35 protein-coding genes are annotated in these 23,306 nt (G+C 53.4%); all 35 read right to left on the bottom strand.

All coding sequences use genetic code 11. From position 1 onward, the window contains the following. Window position 1: 1 nt before the first annotated feature. The 35 genes from P159_RS19915 to P159_RS0107510 all read right to left on the bottom strand — a co-directional run bounded on the left by P159_RS19915 (window position 2) and on the right by P159_RS0107510 (window position 23,284). Window positions 2-292 (bottom strand): PAAR domain-containing protein, encoded by a 291-nt coding sequence (locus P159_RS19915; protein ID WP_029542936.1) that lies wholly within the window; start codon window positions 290-292, stop codon window positions 2-4. A 14-nt stretch (window positions 293-306) separates the two neighbouring features. After that, window positions 307-723: a phage baseplate assembly protein V gene (locus P159_RS0107685; RefSeq protein WP_029542855.1), complete on the bottom strand. Its 417-nt coding sequence runs from the start codon at window positions 721-723 to the stop codon at window positions 307-309. Further along, a complete protein-coding gene (locus tag P159_RS0107680) occupies window positions 713-1,726 on the bottom strand; it encodes a contractile injection system protein, VgrG/Pvc8 family (RefSeq protein ID WP_029542934.1) in 1,014 nt (337 codons plus the stop codon). Before P159_RS0107680 ends, P159_RS0107685 begins: the two co-directional genes overlap by 11 nt. Before the next feature lie 3 nt (window positions 1,727-1,729). After that, a complete protein-coding gene (locus P159_RS0107675) occupies window positions 1,730-1,936 on the bottom strand; it encodes a tail protein X (RefSeq protein ID WP_029542932.1) in 207 nt (68 codons plus the stop codon). Then, a complete protein-coding gene (locus P159_RS19320) occupies window positions 1,933-6,102 on the bottom strand; it encodes a phage tail tape measure protein (RefSeq protein WP_051650232.1) in 4,170 nt (1,389 codons plus the stop codon). Before P159_RS19320 ends, P159_RS0107675 begins: the two co-directional genes overlap by 4 nt. A gap of 375 nt (window positions 6,103-6,477) precedes the next feature. Continuing rightward, window positions 6,478-6,810, bottom strand: a complete 333-nt coding sequence (locus P159_RS0107655) for a hypothetical protein (RefSeq protein WP_029542929.1) — start codon at window positions 6,808-6,810, stop codon at window positions 6,478-6,480. A gap of 12 nt (window positions 6,811-6,822) precedes the next feature. After that, the gene (locus P159_RS0107650) at window positions 6,823-7,350 is read right to left on the bottom strand and encodes a phage major tail tube protein (RefSeq protein WP_029542927.1); all 528 of its coding nucleotides are present in this window, start codon (window positions 7,348-7,350) and stop codon (window positions 6,823-6,825) included. Window positions 7,351-7,365: 15 nt separating this feature from the next. Then, window positions 7,366-8,811, bottom strand: a complete 1,446-nt coding sequence (locus P159_RS0107645; RefSeq protein ID WP_029542925.1) for a phage tail protein — start codon at window positions 8,809-8,811, stop codon at window positions 7,366-7,368. Between the two features lie 16 nt (window positions 8,812-8,827). Beyond that, the gene (locus P159_RS0107640; protein WP_029542923.1) at window positions 8,828-9,124 is read right to left on the bottom strand and encodes a hypothetical protein; all 297 of its coding nucleotides are present in this window, start codon (window positions 9,122-9,124) and stop codon (window positions 8,828-8,830) included. Then, window positions 9,121-9,639 (bottom strand): hypothetical protein, encoded by a 519-nt coding sequence (locus P159_RS0107635; protein WP_029542922.1) that lies wholly within the window; start codon window positions 9,637-9,639, stop codon window positions 9,121-9,123. Before P159_RS0107635 ends, P159_RS0107640 begins: the two co-directional genes overlap by 4 nt. Further along, on the bottom strand, window positions 9,636-10,199 hold the full coding sequence (locus tag P159_RS19315; protein WP_051650231.1) for a phage tail protein: 564 nt from the start codon (window positions 10,197-10,199) through the stop codon (window positions 9,636-9,638). The genes P159_RS0107635 and P159_RS19315 overlap by 4 nt, the downstream gene beginning before the upstream one ends. After that, window positions 10,196-10,546 carry a hypothetical protein gene (locus tag P159_RS0107625; protein WP_051650230.1) on the bottom strand — a complete coding sequence of 117 codons (351 nt, stop codon included), beginning with the start codon at window positions 10,544-10,546 and terminating at the stop codon, window positions 10,196-10,198. The genes P159_RS19315 and P159_RS0107625 overlap by 4 nt, the downstream gene beginning before the upstream one ends. Continuing rightward, complete coding sequence (locus P159_RS0107620) at window positions 10,546-10,884, bottom strand: DUF2190 family protein (protein WP_051650229.1); 339 nt, start codon at window positions 10,882-10,884, stop codon at window positions 10,546-10,548. The genes P159_RS0107625 and P159_RS0107620 overlap by 1 nt, the downstream gene beginning before the upstream one ends. A 19-nt stretch (window positions 10,885-10,903) precedes the next feature. Further along, window positions 10,904-12,814 (bottom strand): prohead protease/major capsid protein fusion protein, encoded by a 1,911-nt coding sequence (locus P159_RS0107615; protein WP_051650228.1) that lies wholly within the window; start codon window positions 12,812-12,814, stop codon window positions 10,904-10,906. Next, on the bottom strand, window positions 12,780-14,219 hold the full coding sequence (locus tag P159_RS0107610; protein WP_185753670.1) for a phage portal protein: 1,440 nt from the start codon (window positions 14,217-14,219) through the stop codon (window positions 12,780-12,782). Before P159_RS0107610 ends, P159_RS0107615 begins: the two co-directional genes overlap by 35 nt. Window positions 14,220-14,314: 95 nt before the next feature. Continuing rightward, window positions 14,315-14,527: a hypothetical protein gene (locus P159_RS18565; protein WP_051650226.1), complete on the bottom strand. Its 213-nt coding sequence runs from the start codon at window positions 14,525-14,527 to the stop codon at window positions 14,315-14,317. A gap of 54 nt (window positions 14,528-14,581) precedes the next feature. Continuing rightward, the gene (locus P159_RS0107600; RefSeq protein ID WP_051650225.1) at window positions 14,582-16,402 is read right to left on the bottom strand and encodes a terminase gpA endonuclease subunit; all 1,821 of its coding nucleotides are present in this window, start codon (window positions 16,400-16,402) and stop codon (window positions 14,582-14,584) included. Continuing rightward, window positions 16,371-16,892, bottom strand: coding sequence for a hypothetical protein (locus P159_RS0107595; protein ID WP_029542908.1), 522 nt, complete (start codon window positions 16,890-16,892; stop codon window positions 16,371-16,373). The genes P159_RS0107600 and P159_RS0107595 overlap by 32 nt, the downstream gene beginning before the upstream one ends. A gap of 129 nt (window positions 16,893-17,021) precedes the next feature. Beyond that, window positions 17,022-17,246 (bottom strand): hypothetical protein, encoded by a 225-nt coding sequence (locus P159_RS20600; protein WP_185753669.1) that lies wholly within the window; start codon window positions 17,244-17,246, stop codon window positions 17,022-17,024. Window positions 17,247-17,552: 306 nt separating this feature from the next. Further along, window positions 17,553-18,074, bottom strand: a complete 522-nt coding sequence (locus P159_RS0107585; protein ID WP_029542906.1) for a hypothetical protein — start codon at window positions 18,072-18,074, stop codon at window positions 17,553-17,555. 223 nt (window positions 18,075-18,297) lie between these two features. Beyond that, window positions 18,298-18,876 carry a hypothetical protein gene (locus P159_RS0107580; protein WP_029542904.1) on the bottom strand — a complete coding sequence of 193 codons (579 nt, stop codon included), beginning with the start codon at window positions 18,874-18,876 and terminating at the stop codon, window positions 18,298-18,300. Continuing rightward, window positions 18,866-19,117: a hypothetical protein gene (locus P159_RS0107575; protein WP_029542903.1), complete on the bottom strand. Its 252-nt coding sequence runs from the start codon at window positions 19,115-19,117 to the stop codon at window positions 18,866-18,868. Before P159_RS0107575 ends, P159_RS0107580 begins: the two co-directional genes overlap by 11 nt. Window positions 19,118-19,134: 17 nt before the next feature. Beyond that, a complete protein-coding gene (locus P159_RS0107570; RefSeq protein ID WP_037377033.1) occupies window positions 19,135-19,425 on the bottom strand; it encodes a dATP/dGTP diphosphohydrolase domain-containing protein in 291 nt (96 codons plus the stop codon). A 130-nt stretch (window positions 19,426-19,555) separates the two neighbouring features. Further along, the gene (locus tag P159_RS0107565; RefSeq protein ID WP_185753668.1) at window positions 19,556-19,837 is read right to left on the bottom strand and encodes a hypothetical protein; all 282 of its coding nucleotides are present in this window, start codon (window positions 19,835-19,837) and stop codon (window positions 19,556-19,558) included. Then, window positions 19,818-20,132: a hypothetical protein gene (locus P159_RS0107560; protein WP_051650224.1), complete on the bottom strand. Its 315-nt coding sequence runs from the start codon at window positions 20,130-20,132 to the stop codon at window positions 19,818-19,820. The genes P159_RS0107565 and P159_RS0107560 overlap by 20 nt, the downstream gene beginning before the upstream one ends. Next, window positions 20,133-20,480: a hypothetical protein gene (locus P159_RS0107555; protein WP_029542895.1), complete on the bottom strand. Its 348-nt coding sequence runs from the start codon at window positions 20,478-20,480 to the stop codon at window positions 20,133-20,135. A gap of 12 nt (window positions 20,481-20,492) precedes the next feature. Beyond that, on the bottom strand, window positions 20,493-20,744 hold the full coding sequence (locus P159_RS0107550) for a hypothetical protein (RefSeq protein ID WP_029542893.1): 252 nt from the start codon (window positions 20,742-20,744) through the stop codon (window positions 20,493-20,495). After that, complete coding sequence (locus P159_RS0107545) at window positions 20,741-21,010, bottom strand: hypothetical protein (protein ID WP_029542892.1); 270 nt, start codon at window positions 21,008-21,010, stop codon at window positions 20,741-20,743. The genes P159_RS0107550 and P159_RS0107545 overlap by 4 nt, the downstream gene beginning before the upstream one ends. Window positions 21,011-21,157: 147 nt before the next feature. Beyond that, window positions 21,158-21,313: a hypothetical protein gene (locus P159_RS20595; RefSeq protein WP_185753667.1), complete on the bottom strand. Its 156-nt coding sequence runs from the start codon at window positions 21,311-21,313 to the stop codon at window positions 21,158-21,160. Between the two features lie 19 nt (window positions 21,314-21,332). Beyond that, complete coding sequence (locus P159_RS21225; RefSeq protein ID WP_318253541.1) at window positions 21,333-21,455, bottom strand: hypothetical protein; 123 nt, start codon at window positions 21,453-21,455, stop codon at window positions 21,333-21,335. A 2-nt stretch (window positions 21,456-21,457) separates the two neighbouring features. Next, window positions 21,458-21,658 (bottom strand): hypothetical protein, encoded by a 201-nt coding sequence (locus tag P159_RS0107530; protein ID WP_029542890.1) that lies wholly within the window; start codon window positions 21,656-21,658, stop codon window positions 21,458-21,460. Then, the gene (locus tag P159_RS0107525; protein WP_029542888.1) at window positions 21,651-21,872 is read right to left on the bottom strand and encodes a hypothetical protein; all 222 of its coding nucleotides are present in this window, start codon (window positions 21,870-21,872) and stop codon (window positions 21,651-21,653) included. The genes P159_RS0107530 and P159_RS0107525 overlap by 8 nt, the downstream gene beginning before the upstream one ends. Window positions 21,873-21,898: 26 nt before the next feature. Beyond that, a complete protein-coding gene (locus P159_RS0107520; RefSeq protein ID WP_029542886.1) occupies window positions 21,899-22,300 on the bottom strand; it encodes a single-stranded DNA-binding protein in 402 nt (133 codons plus the stop codon). 95 nt (window positions 22,301-22,395) lie between these two features. After that, window positions 22,396-22,671: a hypothetical protein gene (locus P159_RS0107515; protein ID WP_029540357.1), complete on the bottom strand. Its 276-nt coding sequence runs from the start codon at window positions 22,669-22,671 to the stop codon at window positions 22,396-22,398. Between the two features lie 13 nt (window positions 22,672-22,684). Then, window positions 22,685-23,284: a DUF5651 domain-containing protein gene (locus P159_RS0107510; RefSeq protein ID WP_029542884.1), complete on the bottom strand. Its 600-nt coding sequence runs from the start codon at window positions 23,282-23,284 to the stop codon at window positions 22,685-22,687. Between the last annotated feature and the right edge of the window lie 22 nt (window positions 23,285-23,306).

The raw sequence follows: 23,306 nt of genomic DNA, 5'->3' as shown, positions 1-23,306 counted from the left end.
ATCAGCCCCCTGTGATTACATTAGGGCTGCCCACGTCCACGCTGCCCCCGCATGATACAGGGTCACCTATTCGCCCAGCCGCCTTATTGTTGATGAATACGGTGCTGCTTCCTGCATTTATTACACCACTATGTGGAGGGTGTGCGGGGCAGGAATGGGCAGGGTAGCTATCTCCTACACGCCCCGCCGGTTGGCCGTTCACAATAACATCCGGGCTGCCTGTTGCCAGCCCTCTGGGCGGGCAGGCATCATGTCCCGTATCGTTGTCCCCCAATCTTGTCTGTGGTGGCATTTACACCGCCTCCTTTAGCAGTTCAGATTGATAACTGAGCCATTTATATTTATTGGCCCTGTGATTTGCACATTGAGGGTGTGGCTCTTTCGGTTGTACTCAAAATATGAGCCATCCGAAAAATCGAAGCGCATGATATCCAAATTCTGTACCTGGGGCGGCTGCTTCTCGTTGAAGTAGCTGCCCAGTATCCAGCCGGTAGAGAAATTCTTGTCATTGTTGTTGAAGATACATAAAACTTGATCGTCAATATCCGGCACCCAGTAATCCTTATTTTTCCCTGAGCAGCGGTGTAATATATGTAGTTCCGGGCTTACGATTCCGTCCTTATCGTCAAATCTCACCCGGGCCGTATTGTTGGCCACGTTCACGCTGGTGACGGTACCAGGTCTTACCATTCCCCTCAACAGGCGTTCCGCCTCAGTATCCATCAATCACCCTCCTTAAATCCACTTTCGTGGTGTAGCCATTGCCCACTTCATGGGAGCTTTTGGTTATGAGATACTTGCCATCGAAGCTGCGGAAATTCTTCAGCTCCACAGTGTTGGAGGCCAGCAAGGCGAAATTGCCCGCCATGGTGAGGCTGACAGATGTTTCTTCAAGATTCTTCTCATGGAGCTTCTTCTTGGCCAGCTTCTCAGCCTCAGCCACGGATTCAACTTTTTCGTTGATTTCCAGTGTTTCGCCCTTCTCCCTTTTGGGGTCTGTAAAAGTAAACTCTATGAGTTCATCTTTCTTTGAGTGCTTATATTTGACATGGCAGGCCTTATAGATTTGGTGGACAGTCTGCCTACACTCAAAGGATTTCACCGCGCTGGTGCCGTTGACGATGGTCAGCACCGGGTCTTCCTTCTCATACTTTGACACATCGAAGATAACTATTTTGTTATCCGTGACTTTGAGGGAAAGGCCTGCGTCCTTGCATAGCTTCTGCAGGAAGGAAAGGTCTGTCTGCTCTGACTGCTCTGCCCTCTCCTGCATGGGGTCTTCCTCTGTGTCGTAGTAGAGTTCCATGCCTACCCCGCCTGCCACGTCCTGAGCAATGGCCGAAAGTTTCACTTTCTCCCACGCCCTGGTGCGCTTGACGGAATTTATCCCGCCGGTGACAGGTACGGAAATCAACTTGATTTTGACTTCATGGGGCCAGCCGCTTATGGAGATTTCATCCACATCGAACTTGCCAAAAGGCAGCTCCCTGGTATCTCCCTCACCCTCCCAGTTCTGAACCTGCAGGGTGATGTCCATGGTGGCCCCCAGTTCCGGCATCCAGTCCCCCATCCATAACTCTTCCCGGTCATGGAGGGAGATTTCTGCTTCATCTGCCTCCCCGCCCAGCACCTCATTGATAGTGAAGGATTTGAGGAAAGCGGCTATGTCCTGGGATATATCCTGTGAATCATACAGGCATTTGATATTTGTGCGCCGTACCTCCATGGCCTACCTCCTCCACGGGGGCAGGCTCTTCACTTTGTTATCCTCTGTGATTTCCGGCAAAGTGAGAACTACCCCGGCTGAAAATATGCCCGTGTCAAGGTGCCGGGGATTGGCCTCCATCAATTGATTGACGTATTTACAATCCCCCAGCTGTTCATAGGCTATCAAGTCCCAGATATCGCCACTTTTGGTGGTGTATGTCCTGCTCAAAAAGCCCGCCTCGCTTTCATCCTGCTGAATTCTGCCATCTGCTCTTCAAAGGAACGCTGTACCTTCTGCCCTGCATCCAGCACGGCCTGCTTGATGGGGCCAGGCTCTGCATTACCATTTACTGTGAGGTTGATGGTAATGGCCGGCGGGGTGATTTCGGTGGTAGTGCTGTTATTGTTGGTGGTGAAGCTATCACCGCCACCAGCGCCATCAAAGCCGAAAATATCCGCCGCTTTGTTCCATAAGCCCGTAGGAAGTGCCGGGGTTTCCTGTGTTTGAGGAATGCCTGCCCCCAGCGCCGCCCCCAGATTCTCCCAAAGGCTAGGGATTCTTTCTTGAGGCTTGCCATCTTTCTGCTTAGGTGGTGTTGCCTGGAACATACGCCCAGCGTCCTGCCACGGATTCACGACAGGCCTTGAAGATTCGTTTCTTTCCGGGTTCCTCTGAGGCCTGTCCTGTCTGTGGGGAGGTATGCCCAGCAAAGCCCCTGCCTTTTCCCAGATGGTAGTATGGCGGCGGGTCTGGCCTTCCTTCTCCTGCTGGGGTGGCGCTACGTTTTGGAACATACGCCCTGCGTCCTGCCAGGGGTTAATGGCAGGTTGTCTGTTTTCCTCTTCCTGCTTTCTTTGGGCGGGTATGCCCAGCAGCGCCCCAGCTTTCTCCCAAATGGTGGTGTGGCGGTGAGGCTGTTCCTCTTTCGCCTCCTGTACGGGGGCTGCAGTCTGGAACATACGTCCAGCGTCCTGCCAGGGGTTAATGGCAGGTTGTCTGTTTTCCTCTTCCTGCTTTCTTTGGGCAGGTATGCCCAGCAGCGCCCCAGCCTTCTCCCAGATAGTGGTATGGTGGCGAGGTTTATCCTCCTGCTGTGGTGCTGGTGCCGTGGTCTGGTACATACGGCCTGCATTCTTCCACGGGTCAGCGGTGGGCTTCTGGTTCTCTTCCTGTCCGGGGATTTTTATTCCCAGCATTTCACCAGCTTTTTGCCACAAAGCAAAGGCTCTCTGCGAACCATCAAGGGGAATAGCGGCCTCAGGGGATTCTTCTGCAAAAGTGGTGAGGAAAGCACCTTTGCGATAGATACCGCCTCTTGCATTGGCAGGTATTTCACTGCCGCCCCCACCGCCAAAGCCAGCCACGCTCTTAATGGAGCTGATAATGCCATTGACAGTGTTCTTTATACCGCCCAGCACACTGTCAGCGATATTGCCCAGGGTGCTGAAAATGCTCTGGAAGATGTTCACAATGCCGCTCCATGCGGTCTGCCAATCAAGGGCAAATACGCCGGTGATGAATTGAATCAGCCCACTGAATATGCCGATAGCGCCGGTGATGACGGAGGCCACGATACCAATAGCCGTGGTGACGGTTCCCACTGCCACATTAGCAAAGACGATAAAAGCCCCCACCAGTGCGCCGCCGAAAATGGTGGCCAGCATTTGCGCCGCCTGAATCAGATATTCAAAGACACCACTGCTGGCAATGGCTTCAAAGGTCGTCATAATGGTCTGCCCCAGCTGAGTGAGAACAGGCCCCATGGATACGGCCAAATTACCGATAGTTACACCCAGCTGGGCAAAAGCAGGGGCTATGGCAGCTATGATATTGCCGAAGGTTGTGCCCAGCTGGGCAAAGACAGGCTGCAATGCAGCCCATGCGTTGGCAAATAAGCCCATCAATCCATCAAACGCCGCCCCCAGTTGTGCCAAAGCTGGCTGTATCATTGTCCAGGCATTGCTGAAAGCCTCAGTTATCCGCCCCCATAGCTCCATAAAGAAGGGGCCAACTTTATCCCAGTTTGAATAGATAAGATAGGCCGCCCCCGCTATGGCCATGATAGCCACGCCCAGGGGTGAGAACATTGCCGCAAGGCCTGCCCTGCCTACACTGAGGATTGCTGCCCCCATCCGCTTCAGCCCCTGTGTCGCGGCTTGGACAGCGTTGCCTATGTTGAAATTCCTCACCATGTTCATCACGGCGGTTCCAGCGCTTGCCGCGTTTCTCTTTATGGCGGCTGCACCATTGGCAAAGGCTTGGCTGGCAGCGCCCATATTTGTGGCCACCGCCTGCTTGAGGCTCTGCCACCTGCCCTGCACAGCCGTGCCAGCTGACTGTGCTGTACCAGCCAGGCTGAAATTGCTCATTCTGGCGGACAAAGCCTGCCATTTTCCCTGTATGGAGGCTATGGCTCTATCTGTAGCCGCCCCCATGCTTGCATAAGCCTTTTCCATAGAGGTGGTCATACTTGTGGCAATGTCTCCCCATTTGAGTGCTTTCATGCGCCCCATAAGAGCCACAGCCTGAGCGCTCACATTGTTGAATGCAGCTGCAGCTTGAACGCCGATGGCTCTGAATGTGGTCATTGCCTGGGTGCCAATACTACGGAACACGTTCGCCGCCTGGGTGCCCATGCTGCGATACATATCCGCATTCATTGCCGCCCGCAAGATAGACATAGCCCTTGCCTGTGCCGTGGTGGCCAAAGTCAGCAGCTTCTGCCCCCCTGTCGTTGTGCGCAGTACACTGCTATACAGCTCAAAGGAACTTGACACAAGATCCACAGCGGCCTTGCCCATCTGAAAGGTTTTGAAGAAAACAAAGGCCGTCGCCAATCCTGCACCTATCTCACCGATTGACTTTACCAGCCCCTCATTTTCCTTTATCCAGCCCGATGCACTCCCTGCCGCTTCTGCCATGGTCTTAATACCTGTGGTGATTGCCGGCAGGAAGATGGTACCTAAGGAGATTGCTACGCCCTCCAGGGCGCTCTTGAATTGCGTCCATGCTCCTTTAGCGTTGTCCTGCATGGTCTTGGCCATCTGTTCGGCCCTACCGTCGCAGTTCTCCATTTCATTGACCAGGCTTTCGAATACCTCCGGGCCAGCTTCCAAAACGGACAGCCAGCCGGTGGCTGCCTCAGTACCAAAGATAGCTTTAAGACGTGCCAGGCGGTCTTCTTGACTGAGGCCATCCATCTTGGCTCTCAGTTCTGTGAGGATTGCCCCCATCTTTTTGGGCTTGCCTGAGAGGTCTTCCATTTCAATGCCCAAATCTTTCAAGGCGGCTGCAGCTTCCTGCTGCTGGGCCTGCGCTTCTGACAGGGATATACCCAGTTCATCCATAGCCTTGCTGGCTGCCTTCGGCGGCCCTGCCAGTCTCAAAAAGCCAGAGCGCAAGGCTGTACCTGCCTGACTGGCTTTAATGCCACTGTTAGCCATGATACCTGCAAGGGCTGCCGTCTCTTCCATGGAGGCCCCAAAGGCTTTAGCCACCGGGGCAGCGTACTTCATGGTTTCGCCCAGCATTTCCACGTTGGTGTTAGTCTTCGTGACGGTGACGGCAAATACATCAGCCATGTGTCCTGCCTGATCAGCAGACAGGCCAAAGGCGGTCAAGTCATCAGAAATAATATCCGCTGTGCGTGCCAGGTCTGTGCCACCTGCTGCCGCAAGGGCCAGCAGTCCGGGCATGCCGCCGATTATCTGATTAGTATCCCAGCCCGCCATGCCTAAATAAGACATAGCCTGTGCCGCCTGGGTGGCACTAAACTGGGTTGTTTCGCCCAGCTTGCGGGCCGTATTGGTGAGGGCTATCATGCGCTCGTCCGCTTTATCCGTGATTCCCGTGATAGCCTGTACTTTGGACATGGCTGCCTCGAAGTTTGCCGCCGTTTCCACGGCACCAATAACAGGCGCTGCCACCATGCCAGCCGTGGCAAAGCCACTCTGCATGCCAGCCCAGGCAGCACTCATTTTGGCGCTTGCCGCCATCCTGCCCGCTTGTGCCGCTTCAAGGCGTTTGGCTGCAGCCTGGGTCTGGTTCATTTCTGCCTTGAGCCGTGCCAGGTGTCCACGATAATCCTCAGCACTCATGCCCGCCTGTCTCATGCTCTGAGAGATGCGCTGCATGGAATTCTGGTACTGGCTTTCGGATATCTTGCCCTGACTGTACTGGGTCTGCAGGCTCTGCATTTGGCGGGAATAGGCCTTTATTTGATTCTGTGAATCCTGCCAGGCTCTATCCAGGCGTTTCTGCGCGGCATTGATTTCTTTCGTCTTTTCGCTGAGCCGTTGCATAGCTGCCCCGCCCTGGTTCATGGCTGCAGTGAATCCCGCCCCCATCATGGCGTTTATGGCGAAAGATATAGCAAATATTTTTCCTGCTGCCACTCCCAAACCGCCTCCTTTCTGGTATAATAAAAGCAAGATAATTTCAGCAACATAAGGGGGTCAGGAACATGATTGGTATCACACTTTTCCTAGCTCTGATAATCGGTGCAGCTGTTCTTGGGTTCGCTGCCGGTATTGCTTACAAACTTATCTGCTTGTTTTTCAAAACTGCCTGATGTTTCCCCGCCTTTCGGCGGGGCTTTTTTATTGCCTATTTTTTGGCCTCCTTCAGCACTTCCATCCAGTCCCCAAACTCCCTAAGGGTCTGGTTCTGCCAATATTCCATGCTGCCGGTCTCCCGCAAGGCAAATATGATTTTTCTCAGCTTGTGGGTGGGGCTGTCTTCCTTTGGGAGGAAAATGGCCTCAGGGCTGATTACCCTTCGCCATTCATCAGCTTGGCGGCCGAAGACGACAATAAAAAATTCAGCACCCTTGCCGTGATTTCTGCAAATACGGGAATGGGCAAATTCTGAATTTCCTTGAAGTCCACGCCCAGGGCGCGGGCTGCCAGCCTTGCTCTGAATCCGGCGCTATAGGTGATGTCCGGGGTTGCGTCTGCTTTCATGCGGCAGGCGCGCTCTGCATCCATGAAGGCCTGGGCGTTGAGTTCGCCCAGCTTGGCTTCCAGATCTGAGAAGTCAAGTTCCTTCTTCTCTTCCTTCACAGTCTCTACAGCCTCCACGTCCTTAGTCTCTTTTTCTGCCATGTTATCCTCCTATCACAGGCCCAAATCACTCTTTACGCTGGCAAGGAAGTCCACGCCATCCACAAAGTGAATGTAATTGAGCTTGTCGATTTCCAGCACCACTTTGCCAGCCACCGCAATTTTGATATAGATAATCTCAAGGGTGGATTTGGTGTCAGTGTGATCAGCAGGCTTGTAGCTGCCTGTGTCGCTCTTTTTGGGCAGAGTGCGCACGTTGATTTTGACGGCCTCACTCTTGATTTCCCCGGTACCTGCATCATACTGCTCATTGGAGCCTCTGATTTCCAGATCATGGGCCTTCATGGCCAGCAGTTTGGTCACATCCTCATTGAGAGTGCGCCAATTGATTTCCAGCTCCATGCTGGCGGTGTGGCCCGGGGTGGGCATTTCAATCTCACCGCCGATACCAGCGCCGGACAGGGTAGCAGTCTTATACTCGATGCTGGGCAGGGTGATGTCTGCCATGCCCAGCTTGCGGCCACCAGCGATAAAGACTTCAAAGTTGATGAGTTTATCGCGCACAATGTTAATGTTTCCCATTGCTTTCTCCTTTCATCACGCGAACAGGGTGGAGATATAATCCGGGTCATACTCCTGCACGAAATGAATCTCACGGGCAGGAGACGGCGGGGTGATGTAGACATGGAAGTAGATAATGCCATCCATCAGGCCGGTGGTGGTATTTTCATCCTCGCGGAATTCTACACGCCCGCCCAGGAGGGCACCTTTCGCCGTGAGGCCGTTCAGCCAGATGTTGGCGCTGTCCACGATGGTCTCAATGAACCTCTTGTTCATGGGGTCATCAATCTTGTTCCAGAAGGTGGTGATCAGCGTGTTGCCAATCCAGTTGAACATACGGCGGATAGGAATGAAGTTGTCCTTCACATCAGTGTTGGAGGGGTAGGCCGTGGTACGGTTGCCCCAGGACTTCCAGCCGCCGATAAAGTTCAGCGCTGTTACTACACCCTGCCCGTTGAGGTAGGCGGCCTGGGCATTGTTCAGGTAGATTTCCGTACCATCTGCCAGGCAAGCGCCATTGGCCTGCAGGGACTTGTTAGACGGGGAATAATAAGGGATATCGTCGTGCTGCGCGTCGGTGTAGTTCATCACGCTGGCCAGCTGGGTGGACAGGTGGAATACTTCATCGCCCTGCTTCAAGAGAGGCCAGCAGAGAATGCAGTCCTTGTCAGCGCCGATGTTGGCATTCTTCCATTCGCTGGCGGCGGTGTAGGTCTTCACCGTCTCAGTGGGAATGTCGCAGATGGAAATGGCGTTGAAGTGACCACAGATGTTATGCTCTTTGGCCTTCATCACTGCTGCCACGTTGACGTTGCTGCTCCAGCCGGGGGCAATGATGATACCCGGCACAAGGCCAAAGCGGGGATAGATTTCATCAATCAGCTCCAGGCCTTCTGCCTTGTTGGTCGCAATGTCGATACCGCCGATGATATCGGCAGGCACCACGGTGGTAGGGGTCAGTTTCGTGTAGGAAACGTACACTTTGGAAGCGCTTGCGATCGCGCCGCCGGAGAGGGCCGTGATGATGAGATTGCCGTCATCGTCATGGGCGGCGGTGTAGTCGGTGTCTGCCACCAGCTCTTCACCGTCGGTGGCGGCGTAAACCTTGATACCTTCCAGCAGGGCGGGGTCTGTGATGGTGCCCACCTTGTCGGTGAGATTGCACTCTGCCTGGGTCACAGCTGCCTTGTGGCTGTCCTTATCCAGGACGTTCACCAGCACGATGGGAGCCATGTTGAACAGGGCAAAGTGGGTTTTCATAACTTCGCAGAGGGTGTACTTGTCCCACTCAGCGGAATAGCCAAAAGCTGCCACTGCCTCAGCGTAGGTGTAGCAGAGTACAGGGGTGTTCACCGCTGCCGGGTCGCTTGCCAGGTGTACCGGGGCCGTACCGAAAGCGATAATCAGGCCGCTGTCAGTCTGGGTCATGGGCACCAGGCTGGTGGCCACTTCGCCGGTGTAAATACCATGCTTGTAAGACATATTTTTCTCCTTCCTCTTACTGCTTCATTTCCTTATATGCCAGGTTGATGGGGGTGCCCTTCTTCTGGATATCCGCCATAGCCTGGGTTGCTGCCGCCACGGGAACAAAGAGCCGGTTGATGGTCTTGAATTCTGCCTGCAAGGACAGAATCAGTTCAGCAGGCTCCTGCTTGTAAACCGTGTAGGTCTTCAAACCTTTGGAAAGGACGTTAGGGCCGAGATACATAACAGGCGCTTCCGCCTGCTGCACCTCCTGCTTTTCCTGAGCAGGCGCTTTTACTTCCTGCTCTTTGGCTTCCTGTCTTTTGCTCATGAGATATACTCCTCCATAATCTTGTACCAGTCTGCTTCCATGTGCTGATCCGGCTGGCCCACCTGATACCTCAGGGTTGCATAGCCAAACCAGAAGGGAATGGGCTGGGCTTCAATGGTCTCAAACTTCGCGGGAAGGGTAAGGCGGAAGCGATTGTCCAATATGCGGAAAATCAGCAGGCGCTGCCGTACCCGCTCCATGATTGAAAGCAAGTCCTGCCACGCCCCCGGGCCTCTGCCGTCTGCTCCTTCCCCATCTGTCCCCTGCCCGTCTTCACCGTAAATACCAAAGGTGAGGCCTATGACGGCTTCTGAGCCGTCTTCTGTATCCTCCGTACCTTGCCAGCTTACGATTACAAGCGGGTAATAGGTGTCGTTCTCGAAGTCTTCATCAGGGATATGCTGAGTATAGACAGAGACGGTTTTGTCTTCCTGTCCTTCAGCCTTCATTTTGTAGTCCTTCACGGCTTCTTTTATTTCTGCCGTGACGGCCTGTACCAATCTTGCCGGGGTCATCTTCTATAGCCCATAAGGAAGGCTCTCACCTCTCTATCCAGTTCCTTACTCAGCCTCTCCTGCGCCTTAGTCTCTACAAACTCACGCACAGAGGGGCTTTCCAACATTTGCGGGGTCGATGGGCCGGACAGCTTGGCAATAGGAAGGCTGCTGCTTCCTGCCGTGCGCCGGAACACACCCACATGGCCAGATTTCATCTTAGCCAGGAAGGCATGGGCAATGGTGCCGCCCTCCCCCTTCACCACTTGGCTGTAAAGGTAATTGCCCCGTGGGGGCCGTCTCTTTGGTACAGCCGTGGGCTTATGCTTGAAATATGCCAGGTCGTTCACCCGCCCCCGCGAGGTCAGCACAGCGCCGCCCCCTTGGAAAGATACCTTCATGGTTCTCGTGATGTAGGTGGGTTTGATGGTGTAGCGCTCTTTTGCTTTTTGGGTTGCGTCCTTCTTGGCTCCCCGGATACTTTTGCGGATTGCCGTATTAGCCGCCTTCTGAGCCGCCCCCGGCAGCCCCCGCAATAGTTCTTGAGCCTTTGCGATTTCGCTGGCATCTATTTCAATCATGCAAATGCGCCGCCTCTCATGCGATAGGCCCCCAGTTCGATGGTCAGCATGCCCATATCTTCGGTGCATTTATCCACCACATAGCGCTTGCCATCCATGCGGAACGGGGTGCCCTCTGCAGGAATTTTGCTAAGGTCTGAGGTTTTCACGCAGACAGTGACATAATCGCCATGAAGGCCCTCCGGGGTGCGTTTTCCGCCCTGGACATTTGCCTTCCTGTCCCCGGTCAAGTCCCCAGAGACTACACAAATACATTCCTTGCCTTCAAGGGTGTGGGTCTCCCCGAATTCGTCCGGGTTGAGGAAGACGGCAGAAATATCTGCCGCCACCATATCCTTGAAAGACATCACCCCAGCCTGACGCTGGTGTAGGCAGTGCTGACAGTGTCGGCAGTGGCAGGCTTGGCAATGACGCTGTAGCCAACAAAGGTATTGCTGGAAGACGTGGCGGTGACCACCTCGTTAGTGCCATCCCAGTACACCTTCTCGCCCTGCTTGATTTCGCCGGCCCCGGCAGGCATCTTAAAGGTGCCCGTCAAGGTGATGGTGCCGGTCTTCCCGGCAGGGATATCCTCAAGGGCTACGCCCACCCTGTCTTCCAGAGGCACAACGTCCATGTAGCCCACATCAGAAGATGCAGTGAAGTCGATATTATCGCCTTTCTGCGTGTAAATTGCTTTTGCCATGTTTTCTTCCTCCTGTTCCTTAGCTGATAACGCTCTTCTGGATTCCGCGATAGTCAAGCAGGTTCACGCCCACATCGTGGTAAATACGCCACTTAATGCCCAGGGTGTCAAACTGCACGGCGCTCTCCATGGTGGGGGTCTCATTGCCGTTCAGGCTGGTGACTTCCACGGTGGGAATGAGGCCTGGAGCTGCCACAAGGTAGAATTCATTTGCCGTAGCCAGCTCAGGGTCAGCAACCACAGACAGCTTGTTGGCGAAGGGGTTCACGGTGGCGTTGTTCTTGCTGGGATCCACTACGGAATGAATCAGCTGGGCCGCCGTAACTTCCAGCTCCACGGGCACAAGGATATAGGCAGGCTGGATATTCAGGAATTCCTTGCCGCCGATATTCTTCTGCTTGGCCATAGCTGCCTTGATGGTGCCCAGGCCTGCCACGGTGAGGGCTGCGCTCTGCAGATTGCCATGGCCTGCATGGAAGAGGGTCTTACCTTCAATGACGGGGTTGTCTGCCAGCAGCTTGTAGACCATCTGGTTAATCATGCGGCGGCAGGCAGCGCCATAGATAGAGGGCAGGGTTTTCAGTGCGCCCAGGTCATCGTTGATAATGGCCTGCCGGGTGAGGCTGAAAGTCTTGCCATAGGTGGCAATAGAGGTCTTCACAGAGTTTTCCGTGAGGTCGCCGTGCTTGAATTCACCGTTCTCGTTCACTTTCTCAAGTGTATCGGCTTCACTCAGGCGATAGCGGGTAGCGTCCTTGAAGTCGGAATTGCTGCCCTTGGCAGTCCAATACTGGTAGGTGGTAGGCGCTGCCTGGTATGCCTGAGCCATGGACTTGTTGGCCACGTTGGAGAGGATACCGGGGAAAGCGCCGGTGCCGGTCAAGGCATCACGCACAAGGTCTTCATCCTTCATGCGGCTGGTGTTCTTGCCAGCCTCGCGCTCGATGCACTCTGCAGCCAGGCGAAGCATACGCTTGCCCTGGAATTCATCAGCACCGGCAGCAGGCTTCTCGATGGCAAGGCCCGCCCTCATGGCAAGGCCATCAATGGCAGCGGAACGGAATTTGTCCATTTCGTCTGCCTGTACGTTTACCTGCTGGGGCTTGCGCTCATTGGCCAGCTGTTCCAGCACGGCGGCGCGGGCAGCTTCCACGGTGGTGCCCTCTTCGATAAATTTGGCAGAATCCATGCCAAACTGACGGCAAAGGCCATCAATCTCCTTGACGCGCTGACGCTCTGCCTGTACGGCTGCGCTCTTTACTTCCTCCTCATTTACCTGGGGCTGGGGCTGAGGCTGTGCCTGTGCTTTAGTCTCCGGTTCCCCCTGGGTGGGATTCTTCATGTTTTCGTCCATTTTTGCATCTCCATTTCTTTCTTCAGGCTCATTATCCAAACTTCGTCCTACACCTACGGTGGGATCAGCAGGCACGGAAACAATCGAAAGCTCATAGGGCATCCATTTCTTGGCAATGTAGCAAGGGCCCTCGAAACGGCCATCTTCGCTCTTTTTATCTTCCTGGACTTCTTCCCATTCCTCCACCATGTAGCCAACAGATACGCCCTTGAGGGTGCCGCTCTTAACCTTCTGGTAGATTTTCTCGCTTTCCTCGTCTTCATCAAACTGAACCACCGCCCTCAGCTTATGCTCTCCTTCATCCAGCTCCACGGAAAGGATTTTTCCTATTACGCTGTAGGAATTATGGTTGAAAAGCATAACGCCGATTTCCTGCAGGCGGGTGAGGTCAATGGCTCCCGCTTCATGAAGCAGTATCTCATTACCAAACCAGCGCCTATAGGGTTCTTCGCTGGAAAGAGACAGGTCAACGGTGCGGTTGTCCTGTTCTTCCCCCGCCGCGCGGCAGGAGATTTCCCCGCGAAAGTCACGGGTCAACGGCTCATTCTTGTTCCTGGTCTTCGCTTTTGGTTCCATCGTCTTCCTCCTCACTTTCTTCCTCGCCGCCCCCGGCGGCATTCGCATGGTTGCTTAAAGCTGCCTGAACGGTGATAGGCGTATGAATTGCCAGGGTAAGGCCCATAGCCTCTGCCGTTTCCTTCTCCAGTGCCATCTGTTCAAGCTGTTCGCGCCAATCGTAACCACGTTCTGCACACCACTGGGCAAGGGTTTTGCCCCCGTTCTGCAGGGCTATGATATCGGCATTGACTTCCTTGCTGGGGTCTATCCACGCCCAGCCGGGTGTCACCCAATCGCAGGCCTGATACTTCTCCCTGTTCTCGTAGTAATCAGGGATTTGCAACAGGCCAGCCATCACGCACAAATCCAGCCATTCCCGATAGACGGGAGCACACAGGTGCTCTGCCAGATAGCGCTGCATAGGCTCAAAGGTCTTGCGGTCTTCAAGCATTCCCTGCCGTGCGCTGGAAAAGCTGGCTTTGTCGAAGTCCCGGCTCATGAGTTCATAGCTCATGCCCAGGCCCGCCCCCGCCAATCGCTCCTGGATAGCAACATAATCCCTCGCGTTGGCCATGCCACGGGAAGGGTTGGCAGTTTCCACCTTCTCCCCGGGCGCCAGGTATTTGATCATACCGGGCCGCAAGGATTGCAGTTTCTTGTTTTCCGGGTCTTTGGTGTTGCCGATACGGCCAATTTTGCCAGCCGTGCCGTCCTGAGTGGTGATAAAGACGGAAAAACAGGCGGCGATTCTTGCCGCCACGGTCTCAGCGTCCAAATAATCCTGTGTATCCTTGAGCCGCTTGATGATGGGGGCTAAATCTGAGATTCCACGGATTTGGTCAGGCTGTTTCCGCGTCCACAGGTGGATTATTTCCCCTGCCGGAATGCGGTCTGGGTCATACTGGATAAAGCCATCAGGGCTTTTCTTGTCTATCCAGTAGGCCACCGGCTTCAGATAGTTGTCCAATTCCACGCCGGAACGGATAACATTGCCCGTTTTGGGGGCTGTAATCATGTACTGGCTCAGCAGGTCAGACTTGATTATCTGCAGCCTAAGGGGGAATTTACCCCGGCGGTTCACGGTTTTCTTGATGAAAATCTCCCCGTCAACCACTTTCCGGCGCAAAAGCAGGGCTTGCAGCTCTTCAAAAGTCTGCTGCCCGGTAATGTCGCAGTTTTCCGCCCTGCACCACTCAGCCCACAAGGCTTCTATCTGCTTGTTGAGGTCATCGTCACCGGTGCGGGCCTGGGGTTTGATACCCGTACCCACCACATTGCGCACAATACCGCCAATAGCCGCCCCCGCTATGTCGCTGTTGTCTTCCAGATAGCGGGCACGGGCTTTGATGAGGTCGCGCTGGGATTTTTCGCTGTTTTCCGTGTCAGTGTTGACAGGTATCCAGCCATCATTGAACCGCGACACCTCCCCGGCCTCGTAACTTCTGAGGCTTTCAGCGTAAAACGCCCGCTGGCAGGCCCACTGTGGCGAAATTAAAGCTATAGCTTTCTCAAGAATGTTCATAGCCGCCCCAGTTCAGCGAAATACACCCCGCCGTCTTCCAGGCGGGCAATGCTGGCCTTTAGTTCTGCCTCACGCTTATATAGTGTGGCCAGGTCAGCCTTGCTGATCCGGCGGTTAGCTATCTGGTATTCCTGGGCCCCGCCCTCAATGGCAGCAATGGTTTCCCTCACGCTTGCCAGCTGGCCCCGTAAAATTTCCAATTCCTCCAAACTGTTCACCCCCTTTCATGGGCATAATAAAAAGCCGCCCACTACAGGCGGCTCTCATAGCCAATCTTCTCGCACTCCCAGCCAGTCCTGGGGTTCTTCTTCGGTTTCTTCTTCCTCTGCCTCTATCTCCGGCTCTATGAGGTATCTCACTCCTATGATTTCGGCAGCCAAAATGTTGTTGGTCTCGCAGTCCAGCAGATGGTTGGCGGCGTGGGAGCTGATTTTCTCCCAGCCTATGGAGACACGGCCTTTTTTATCCTTGCGCTCCACCCTCTGCTCTGAACAGATTTGGTCGCAGTATTCGCGGTCAATGTCACGGTAGACATTCCAGCTGCCGTGCGCTCCGGCATCTATGCTCATACGTGAGGCCACAAAGTTCTTTAGTTGGTCTGTGTCCATGGTATAGAGCCTGAGGCCAAAGCTGGACACGCTTTTATCCAGAATCGTGACATTGTAGCGGGATTTCAGCGGGTTGCTGGCACCTTTGGTGGGCACCAGCACGTCCATGTGATGAGCGCAGAAGGCATAAACCTCGTCGGTATTGTAGCCTGAATCCATGCAGGCCAGATTGATGTTGTGGATTTCCCCGTTTGTATCCGGGTAATTCCTATCCAGCATGGCTTCTATGTCTGCCCAGGTCTCCAATCTCCCATAATCCACCAGCCAGCTGGTGAGGTGCGGCCCCCAGGCGCGAACGGAATACCAGAAGTGATCCAGCTGCACGTCAATGCCAGCTGTCAGAATCTGGGCTTCAGCAGGCATTGTGCCCCGCTCATAAGGCAACTGCTTTTCCATGACCACATCCGAATGCAGACGGCTGGATTTGTCCACCCACGGCTCTGCCAGCCATGAGTTGATAAAGTTCATGAGCAGGGCAGGTTCATCCTTGCTTGCAATGAACTTCGCCGCTACATCGCCAAAGTTCAGCCAGGGGGAATAGATGCTGTTGAGGTGGAAGGCCACTTTCACGGCCCGCCCGCTCTTTTTCCTCTCCCCCCGCCACTCCCCGGCTCTGAGCATGGCAGGCTTCTGGCGGTCATCTATAGGCTCATGGCAGTGCTTGCATTCGTAGTAAGCCGCCATTTTGGCCTCGTTTTCGTCCGCCCCCTCCGGCCACTTCACCTGCCCAAATTCAAGGGCCTGCATTTCTCCGCAATGAGGGCAGGGCACAAAATACTTATACTGTACATCTGCATTCAGCCAGCCTTGCCAGATGTTGCCAGTTTTCAGTGTGGGGGTGGAGACTTTCACAATCTTGAAGTTGTAAAATGTCTTTGTGCGCTCTGCTGCCAGTTCCAGGGGGCCAGCTTCCGCCCCCGTCCATTTCGGAAATTTGTCGATTTCGTCAAAGAACACATAGCGCACAGGGCGGCTTGACAGGTCTGAGGGGCTATTTGCCCCGGTGAGGGCAATATACATACTGTCAAAAGCCAGCTCCAAATCCTTGCTTTCCCGCTCCTTGAAGTGTTGTGACAGGTCTGGGCTTAGCTGGATCAGGGGCTGCAGTCGCTTTTCTGAGGTGAATTTTGCCAGTTTTTCCGATGGGTAGACTATGAGCATAGGCCCGGGGTCTTGCGCCACGGCATAGCCTATCATGTTTTGCTCTGCCGATGTCTTTCCCAGCTGCGAACCGGCGCAAAAGGTGATATCGTGAACAAAATCATCGTTGAAAGCGTCCATCACCTTCCTGAGGTACGGGGTCTTGCTGGTGCGCCAATGCCCAGGGGACGCGCTATCCAGTTCTGAGAGGACACGGTATTTATCCGCCCACTCTGAGACGGTCAGCTTTTCCGGGGGTTTCAGCATCGCCAGGGCGTTCATTATCCACTCAGGATATTCCAGCTCATTTCTTCGCTTTTTTCTTCGCCCTGCCACGGTACAGCCTCCCTTCTGACAGCTCCAGCAGCGCGTCATTTATGCGCTTGTCAACTTCGTTCTTTGCGATAGTTACTACTTCTGCATCTAAAGCGGCCAAATCTGCCGCCACATTGTGGCCCACCACCAGCAAAGACTTCTTCACGTTGGCCAGCAGGCGGGTCAGCTCACTCTGAACCAGCGCGGCGGGGATAAATTCGGTTTTGGTCACGCCCAGTTTGATTTTTTCCTGGGCGGCCTTGGCCTCCTTCAAATCCGCCTCAGCCTTGAGCTTGCGGGTTTCCGGGCTTTCTACGTGCTTGCCGGTGTAGCGCCATTCCATGAGGGCCTTGATGTTCCATTTTCCCCGGCCTTCCTTGGGAGCGCCCTTTTTCTGCCAGGCTGACAAAGTTTCCCGCGAGATTTGGAAGAATTGGCAGGTGTCGTTGGTTGAGAAAATAAACTTTTCTTCTTCTGTTTCGCGCGCGTGCGAACCATTTTCATCTGGCACCCTGCCACCTCCTTTCCTGTTGGTCAGATTGTCAACCAGATTTTTTTGATTTCGCGCAGAAAAGGCCCGCGACTCGCAGACCCGTGTGGCTGATTGGCCCCAGGAGGACCCGCGACACCCGGGGGGTGCCTAGCGAATCCGTTTCACGCGGTCAGACTTGTATTTCCCGCCGCCGTGCTTGTGGCAGCGTGCCTTGAAGTCTGGCTGCATCAGCCCTGCTGTCTCACCCTTTCGTGAGTAAGTCATGCAAAGCCTGTTCTCATAGGTCACGCACTCACTGCAGCACATATCTGCTGCAGTGTCGTGATAGATACACTTCCTGTTGTCACAGTGAACCTCCAAAGCACGCTTCACCGCCTTTCAGCCAAAGAAAAAGAGCACAGATTTCAAGTCTGTGCTCTTCTCCATATCCTTTAGGGAGCAGAATCGATGTCTCCAAATGGCTACACTTTTTCCACACCCCTAGTATATCACAGTTTTTTTCACATGTATGTTGCATGATTTCTCAGCAGTGTGTTGCAGCTAACTTGCCTGTAACTTGCCGATTCCAGTCTTTCGCTTCCACCAGCCCGCATAAGCGCTGGAGATTTTAACTTGCTGGTAACTTGCCTGCAGCTTGCTTCTGGGTGTGCAAGCTGAAAGCAAGCCTTGAATCAAGCCTCAGAGTGCATCTGCCCCATAGAGGACTTCGCTCATCCTTGCCACCAGCACCTTGCGATTCCTCCAGATGGTTGATCTGTCACAATGCAGCTCCACCTCTATTTCCTTCTGGCTCTTGCCCTCGAAGTAAATCATGGGCACAATGCGATAGTATTCCTGATTCTTGATATAGTCCAAAGCGGTCTCTATCTCCCCCACCTCCCGGCTATCCCGGTATAGGCGTTCTGTGAGGGAGAAGATTTTCTCCCGGCGAAGTTCTTCCAAATCCCGCTCCGGGGCTTTCCCGCTATGGGACTGGAAGATAACGATATCTGCTGATTTGCCCATATCCTCCCGGGCAATATCTTTGATGTCTGCTTCATAGCGCTGGATATTGTCCTTGAGGGTGGGGTAGGCTCTCAGCCGCCTTTCGGTGGATTTGTATGCGCTCCTGTCTGCCTTGCGCCCCTCGTTCATGATTCTCCTGCCCACCTCTTCGATGGTCTGGGTTATCTGCTTCAAGTCCTTTTCCGTCAATGCCATTTTGATTCCTCCGATAGTCTCCCTGAAAAGATAGGCTGTTTCTCAGTGGTGCTAATCGGTCAAATCCGCCCCCGGCGGCGGTCTCTCTCCTGGGCGGCGCGTTTCCGCCTTGCCCTGGCTCTGATATGCCGCAAGGGCTGAATCCTCATAAGGATTCTCTTTGGCAATAATTTTACTATTATATTGTACATTTGTCGAACTGTCTGCCTCGATTTCTGTTTATTTATTCGTCCGGGTAGGTGACGGTGGTATTGCTTTCATGGCAGTATTTGCACCTCACGTATGTCCACCGCTCATGGATATCGGCTTCATAATCTGCCCCGCAATTGTGGCAGGTAACTTCTCCCCGCCGCCATCCATTGGAGCGTTCTTTCTTCTTATATGAAGGAACAGGCCTCTGGGGTTCGCGGTCTTCTTCCGCCTCTTCGTCAGCTGTGGCTTCCAGATCATCACTGGAAATAGATGCTACCTTTTGTAAATCCACCTCCCACAGCCCGCCCCCGGGCAGATTACAAGCAAAAACAGGCGGGTTGCTGTGCCGGAACTTCTCCACCAGCTGCATGGCGCTGTATTTATCCAGCTCCATAATCTGTATAGGCAGGCCCGGAATGGAGAGGTCTACCGTGACGGTGTTTTCGTCCCGCTTTTCCTCCTGGGGTTCCGGCATGGTGGTTTCCTCTATCATAGGCCTCAGGAGGGATATGGCCTTGATGCAGGATTCTTTATGCTGTTTATTGAGGTTATTCCTCTCAGACAGTGCCTGCAGATCATGTATTATTGCTTCTATTTCCTCATTGGTCATTTTGCAGCCCCCTCACGAATTTCCTGATAGCCTTGGCTTCTGCCTTGCCTATCAGGGTTGAGATTCCATCTTTATGGACATAGATTTTATAGCCCATGTCCATGATTTTCTGATTGATGAAGTGTGTCTGATTGGTTCTCACCAGCGCCCGGTGCATCTTGACGGCCTCGTTTGCCTCCCAGAAGGTCACAAGGCCATCACTGGGCATGCCATTTACATAAACGTGGATTTCTCCCTTCATACTCCCGCCTCCCCTTGCTATTCGCCGCGTTCGTTCTTGCTGGTGGCGTAGGCCATCATGAGCCTCATGCTGGCATTTATCAGATGGGGTTCGCTTCTGTCTCCCATCCGATAAAGATTGATGTGCCTCATGGCGCGGGCAAGGTGTTCATCCGCGGGAATGGTCTTCCATGTCTCCCCGGGGTGTTTCACCGCCCCCGCCGTGAGGCCTGTGGCGATTTCATCCAGCCACGGGGCTGAAAGGTACCTGTATTCGTTGTTTTCGCTGTCCTGGGGAAAGTCTTTCTGCATTTCTTTTTCCAAAACCATTTTCTACCTCGCAAATTCCACAAATTACCTAGCAACTATCTAACCTGGCGAAAAATCTAGTAAGTTTTAGATAGTTTTATATAGTTTTTGTCTAAACCTAGCAAATTTCACGATTTACCTAGCAAAATTATTATTCTTCGTCATCGTCAGCCCATGGGGTTTCATATTTGCTTCCCGCGCCCACAATTCTCAGGGCATGCTCCCCACACTCGCATATAAGATGTGTTACCCAAAATTTTCCCAGCCATACTTCCTTTCCTGTCATTTCAGACATAGGCCTCTGGCATTTTGTGCATCTGGGTTTCCCATGTTTATCGCAGTGTAGGTGAAGGAACGCATAGAGATACTGCCCGGTATCAAAACTTTCGGCTTCTTTATACTGCCTTCTCTTTTTATTCTTCCTGCCCATCATTTTCCTCCTCCAATTTGTCCAATTTCCCGGATAGCACCAGCAAGACAGCTTCACAGATGATGGTGAATTTCACCCGCTCCAAATTCTCAGCCACGCTTATATCCTTTGACTTGTACTTCCTCCCAGATAATGGGGATTTCTGCCCGGCGCTTTTCTGGGTAGTCATCTGGCAGAGGTCACGCACGGCATCTTTGAGCGCCTGCAGGTTCGATTCCGGCTTTTTGCCTCCTGGCTGGTTCCAGCTCCATAGGATCATGGTGGTAAAATCCCTCATTACGGGGTCTTGCTCCATCATTCAGCTTTCCTCCCATGGCTTATCACACACCGGGCACCTGCTGCCGCTCATGTCTCTTTCGTGGCCACAGATAGGACAGCAGCCATCGCCGCTGCCGCCATTGTAGCCCCAGAATTCGACAACTTTGTTCTTCTCATTATCGTTCCAGCCCTGATACCCGCTCTCGGCAGCGCTCCCCTTTATGGCGCACACCATGAAGTAATCATCAATCTCATACTGCAGATTATTATCCACGATGAATTCTTCTATTTCATCCAGCGTGGGCTGCCGCTGGGTGCCGATGAAGCGATATATGGCACGACATGCCTCATCATAATCTTTTTCAAAGGTGATTTTGTTCCTTGCCATTGTTCCGCCCCCTCATTCGTCCCTGAATAGATTTTCCTGCTTGTACTCTTTTACCTCCCAGCACCGCCCCATAACCAGCGGCTCCAGAAAATACTCTGCCGGTTGCCACATCCTGCCGTCATAGCGTTCGATGCAGCCATGATAGGAAAATCTGATTTCGGCAGGCTTATAGCCGGTGCCATCGTCCACCACAAAAGACACCCCGGGCTTTTTGCCAAACAGGGCCGCGACTTCCTCAATGCGGTTCCTCTTTAAGTCGGTCATTTCTCCACCCCCGCCCTGGTATTCCAGTTCAGCACAGCCCACTCTATCGACTGTGCCCCAGCTCCTGCTGCAGAGCAATGCGGGCATGTAATCCGCCATTCATCACTACTTAGCCGCCACTTTTCAAGAAGCGCCCAGCCGTCTCCCTTTTCTATCTTGGCCCCACAGAATGGGCAGGGCAGGAGGTCTTGGGTCAGTTCCTTCTTCAAATCGAAAAGAGCTATGCGCTTTTCCATCTGACGGCGCTGATTTTCATCGTCCCACATGGTTGTTTCTCCTTTATTTGCAGGATTTTTGATGATTTCGCACGATTTATCCCGCATGATTGCTGACTTCGCGGGGTTTATCGCACGTTTAACGCATTATTCGCGTTAAATTTCGCACGATAAACACTCGCGCGTGTTAAATTCGCGTTAATTCAGCCAGCCTCTCTGTCTGCCCACCAGTTCCAGCAGCTGGATAATGCCTTCATCCAGCTTATCGCTCACCATGAGCGTCTGCCATTCTTCGCGGGTCATTTTGTCGAGGCTTTCAATGAGTTCGCCCAATGCGGTTTTCTTTTCGGTCATGATATCCGCCCCCTGGCTGTTATTTCAGTCTTACGCTGATGATGAATTCTGTGGTTTTATCCTCATACTGGATTTTCGTTACGGCGGTGTTACCCTTCATCCAGCCCATGAGCCGGAGGATCTTCTTTCCCCTGTAGGTCATGGCTATTTCCCCCTTTTGGTCATTGCCAGCCTGTCCGGCGTGGCCTTCCAGTTCTCAATCCTCATGTTCTGATTCTTGATTTTCTCTTCCACGCGGGAGTGGTGGCCTGATACTATGCACAGGCCCATAATGATGAACACAGCCAATGTGGAGAACGCCCCCGCAAAAAACCAGATAATCGAATTCATATTAAACTCAAGCACCGTCTTCACGCTCCTTTACTTTGAAGGTCTCATAAAACTGATGCACGGTCATGCTGATAGCAACGTCCTGCCCCCTGTCCACCAGCAGGCGGTCTTCATGTTTCCTATCCTGGTGGAAATGCCATTCTTCCCCGGGGTTGAAGTGAATTGCTATCCCGCCCATGTCCCCCATTATGGAAACGCCGTCACATATCGGCTCACAAATCCCTCTCATTGCTCTGTCTCCTTCTGCGAATAGGCTTAGAATGGTATCTCTTCATCTGAAATATCCCCGCCAAATCCTTCCCCGGCAGGTGGTGCGCCGGCGGGGTTCTGGCCCTGGGGCTTGCTGCCACAGAATTCCATTCTTTCCAGCACCACTTCTGTGGTATAGCGCTTGATTCCGTCCCGGTCTTCATATTGGCGGGTTTGCAAGCGCCCCCTCAGGAGGATTTCCCTGCCCTTCACCAGATTGTTGCCGATTGTCTCAGCCAGTTTGTCCCAGGCTACGCAATTGTGAAAGTCTGCCGTGGGGCCGTTCTGGTTTTCCTGCCGGTAGGGCTTATCGGTGGCCAGTCCGAAGGTGGCCACGGGCTTACCGCTTTGGGTGTACCTTATTTCCGGGTCTTTCGTAAGTCTTCCCTTGAGTATCACTAAATTCATTCCTGCTTTTCCTCCTGAGTAATTCACCTATTCCCATTACTGCTGCAAATCCTGCGAGTGACACCAGCACCCCTGCCAGTATCGCCACTACTGCATCATACATTCATTGCCTCCCATCTTATCGGATAGCCTTTGAGCAGGGCCACATAATAGCCGTAGCTGAGGCCGTGCGCTCTGGCTTCTCTTGCCAGCTGGTCGAGCCTTGCCATGCTTGCCTTTCTTTTCCTGTCCCTGCGGCCGTACACCATTTCTCTGTATGCGTTGCTGTGATGGATAGCCATCCTGCATTCAGGGCAATACTTGGCGTTGCTTTTTTTGCTGGTGACTGTGAAGGTGGCACCGCATAGCTGGCAGGTCATTATCCTTTCCATGTGCGCCCCTCCCTCAGACAGCAGCTTCCTCCGGGGTCTCATGAACTTCTCCGTCTGATTCCCACATATTTTCTGAATCATACTTCATGCCGTTGGCCTTGGCCCATTCCTTGGCCCACTCTTCCAAATCTATGCCCGCTTCAAGGTAGCTATAGGGGCAGTTCTTGGCATTGTTGTTGACTGTCTCCACGCCGTACTTTCGGAAAATCTCGCGGATCAGGCATTTCTTCCAGGCTTTCTTATGGCATTTGCCACAGGTCTTGGGGATAAAGCCGGAATAGAGCTTGGCGAAGTCATCAGCGTTCATGCAGATAGCCCCCGCCATGTCCTGCACTATCTTGTAGTAGTGCTGGGCCTTGTCGTTTGGCACAAAGATGATGTCCATGTGGTGAATGTGCCGGGTGAAGTCCTTGGCTGCGTCGAGGTCGAGGAAATCATAGCGCCGTTTGATGGCTTTCTTGCCCCAGGTGCGACAGGTGCGAAGGTCTTTCATAAATTCCGCATCCACACCCTTGGCCTTCTGGTAGTCTGCTATTACCTGGTCGAGCAAGTCCACCAGCAGCATAATCCGCGTCATGCTGACTTTTTCCGGCTTTGAAAGGTAGTTGTTCATGGTTGTTTCTCCTTTTGGTCAT

The organism is Selenomonas sp. AB3002 (genome assembly GCF_000702545.1).
In the GTDB taxonomy this organism is placed as follows: domain Bacteria; phylum Bacillota; class Negativicutes; order Selenomonadales; family Selenomonadaceae; genus Selenomonas_B; species Selenomonas_B ruminantium_A.
Note: the sequence above shows the minus strand (reverse complement) of the source record. Positions and strands in the feature narration are given on the sequence as shown.

Bases quoted from the DNA above. Each gene is read 5' to 3' on its own strand.
- P159_RS20595 (WP_185753667.1), bottom strand. From the start codon at position 21,313: ATGACCGAAAAGAAAACCGCATTGGGCGAACTCATTGAAAGCCTCGAC.
- P159_RS0107565 (WP_185753668.1), bottom strand. From the start codon at position 19,837: ATGATGGGCAGGAAGAATAAAAAGAGAAGGCAGTATAAAGAAGCCGAA.
- P159_RS0107645 (WP_029542925.1), bottom strand. From the start codon at position 8,811: ATGTCTTACAAGCATGGTATTTACACCGGCGAAGTGGCCACCAGCCTG.
- P159_RS0107625 (WP_051650230.1), bottom strand. From the start codon at position 10,546: ATGTCTTTCAAGGATATGGTGGCGGCAGATATTTCTGCCGTCTTCCTC.
- P159_RS0107640 (WP_029542923.1), bottom strand. From the start codon at position 9,124: ATGAGCAAAAGACAGGAAGCCAAAGAGCAGGAAGTAAAAGCGCCTGCT.
- P159_RS0107585 (WP_029542906.1), bottom strand. From the start codon at position 18,074: ATGGCATTGACGGAAAAGGACTTGAAGCAGATAACCCAGACCATCGAA.
- P159_RS0107575 (WP_029542903.1), bottom strand. From the start codon at position 19,117: ATGAAGGGAGAAATCCACGTTTATGTAAATGGCATGCCCAGTGATGGC.
- P159_RS19315 (WP_051650231.1), bottom strand. From the start codon at position 10,199: ATGATTGAAATAGATGCCAGCGAAATCGCAAAGGCTCAAGAACTATTG.
- P159_RS0107655 (WP_029542929.1), bottom strand. From the start codon at position 6,810: ATGGCAGAAAAAGAGACTAAGGACGTGGAGGCTGTAGAGACTGTGAAG.
- P159_RS0107680 (WP_029542934.1), bottom strand. From the start codon at position 1,726: ATGGAGGTACGGCGCACAAATATCAAATGCCTGTATGATTCACAGGAT.
- P159_RS0107685 (WP_029542855.1), bottom strand. From the start codon at position 723: ATGGATACTGAGGCGGAACGCCTGTTGAGGGGAATGGTAAGACCTGGT.
- P159_RS0107520 (WP_029542886.1), bottom strand. From the start codon at position 22,300: ATGAATTTAGTGATACTCAAGGGAAGACTTACGAAAGACCCGGAAATA.
- P159_RS0107515 (WP_029540357.1), bottom strand. From the start codon at position 22,671: ATGGAAAGGATAATGACCTGCCAGCTATGCGGTGCCACCTTCACAGTC.
- P159_RS0107525 (WP_029542888.1), bottom strand. From the start codon at position 21,872: ATGAGAGGGATTTGTGAGCCGATATGTGACGGCGTTTCCATAATGGGG.
- P159_RS19915 (WP_029542936.1), bottom strand. From the start codon at position 292: ATGCCACCACAGACAAGATTGGGGGACAACGATACGGGACATGATGCC.
- P159_RS0107620 (WP_051650229.1), bottom strand. From the start codon at position 10,884: ATGGCAAAAGCAATTTACACGCAGAAAGGCGATAATATCGACTTCACT.
- P159_RS0107650 (WP_029542927.1), bottom strand. From the start codon at position 7,350: ATGGGAAACATTAACATTGTGCGCGATAAACTCATCAACTTTGAAGTC.
- P159_RS0107510 (WP_029542884.1), bottom strand. From the start codon at position 23,284: ATGAACAACTACCTTTCAAAGCCGGAAAAAGTCAGCATGACGCGGATT.
- P159_RS0107550 (WP_029542893.1), bottom strand. From the start codon at position 20,744: ATGACCGACTTAAAGAGGAACCGCATTGAGGAAGTCGCGGCCCTGTTT.
- P159_RS0107570 (WP_037377033.1), bottom strand. From the start codon at position 19,425: ATGGTTTTGGAAAAAGAAATGCAGAAAGACTTTCCCCAGGACAGCGAA.
- P159_RS0107560 (WP_051650224.1), bottom strand. From the start codon at position 20,132: ATGATGGAGCAAGACCCCGTAATGAGGGATTTTACCACCATGATCCTA.
- P159_RS0107545 (WP_029542892.1), bottom strand. From the start codon at position 21,010: ATGTGGGACGATGAAAATCAGCGCCGTCAGATGGAAAAGCGCATAGCT.
- P159_RS0107635 (WP_029542922.1), bottom strand. From the start codon at position 9,639: ATGACCCCGGCAAGATTGGTACAGGCCGTCACGGCAGAAATAAAAGAA.
- P159_RS21225 (WP_318253541.1), bottom strand. From the start codon at position 21,455: ATGACCTACAGGGGAAAGAAGATCCTCCGGCTCATGGGCTGGATGAAG.
- P159_RS0107555 (WP_029542895.1), bottom strand. From the start codon at position 20,480: ATGGCAAGGAACAAAATCACCTTTGAAAAAGATTATGATGAGGCATGT.
- P159_RS0107580 (WP_029542904.1), bottom strand. From the start codon at position 18,876: ATGACCAATGAGGAAATAGAAGCAATAATACATGATCTGCAGGCACTG.
- P159_RS0107615 (WP_051650228.1), bottom strand. From the start codon at position 12,814: ATGGAACCAAAAGCGAAGACCAGGAACAAGAATGAGCCGTTGACCCGT.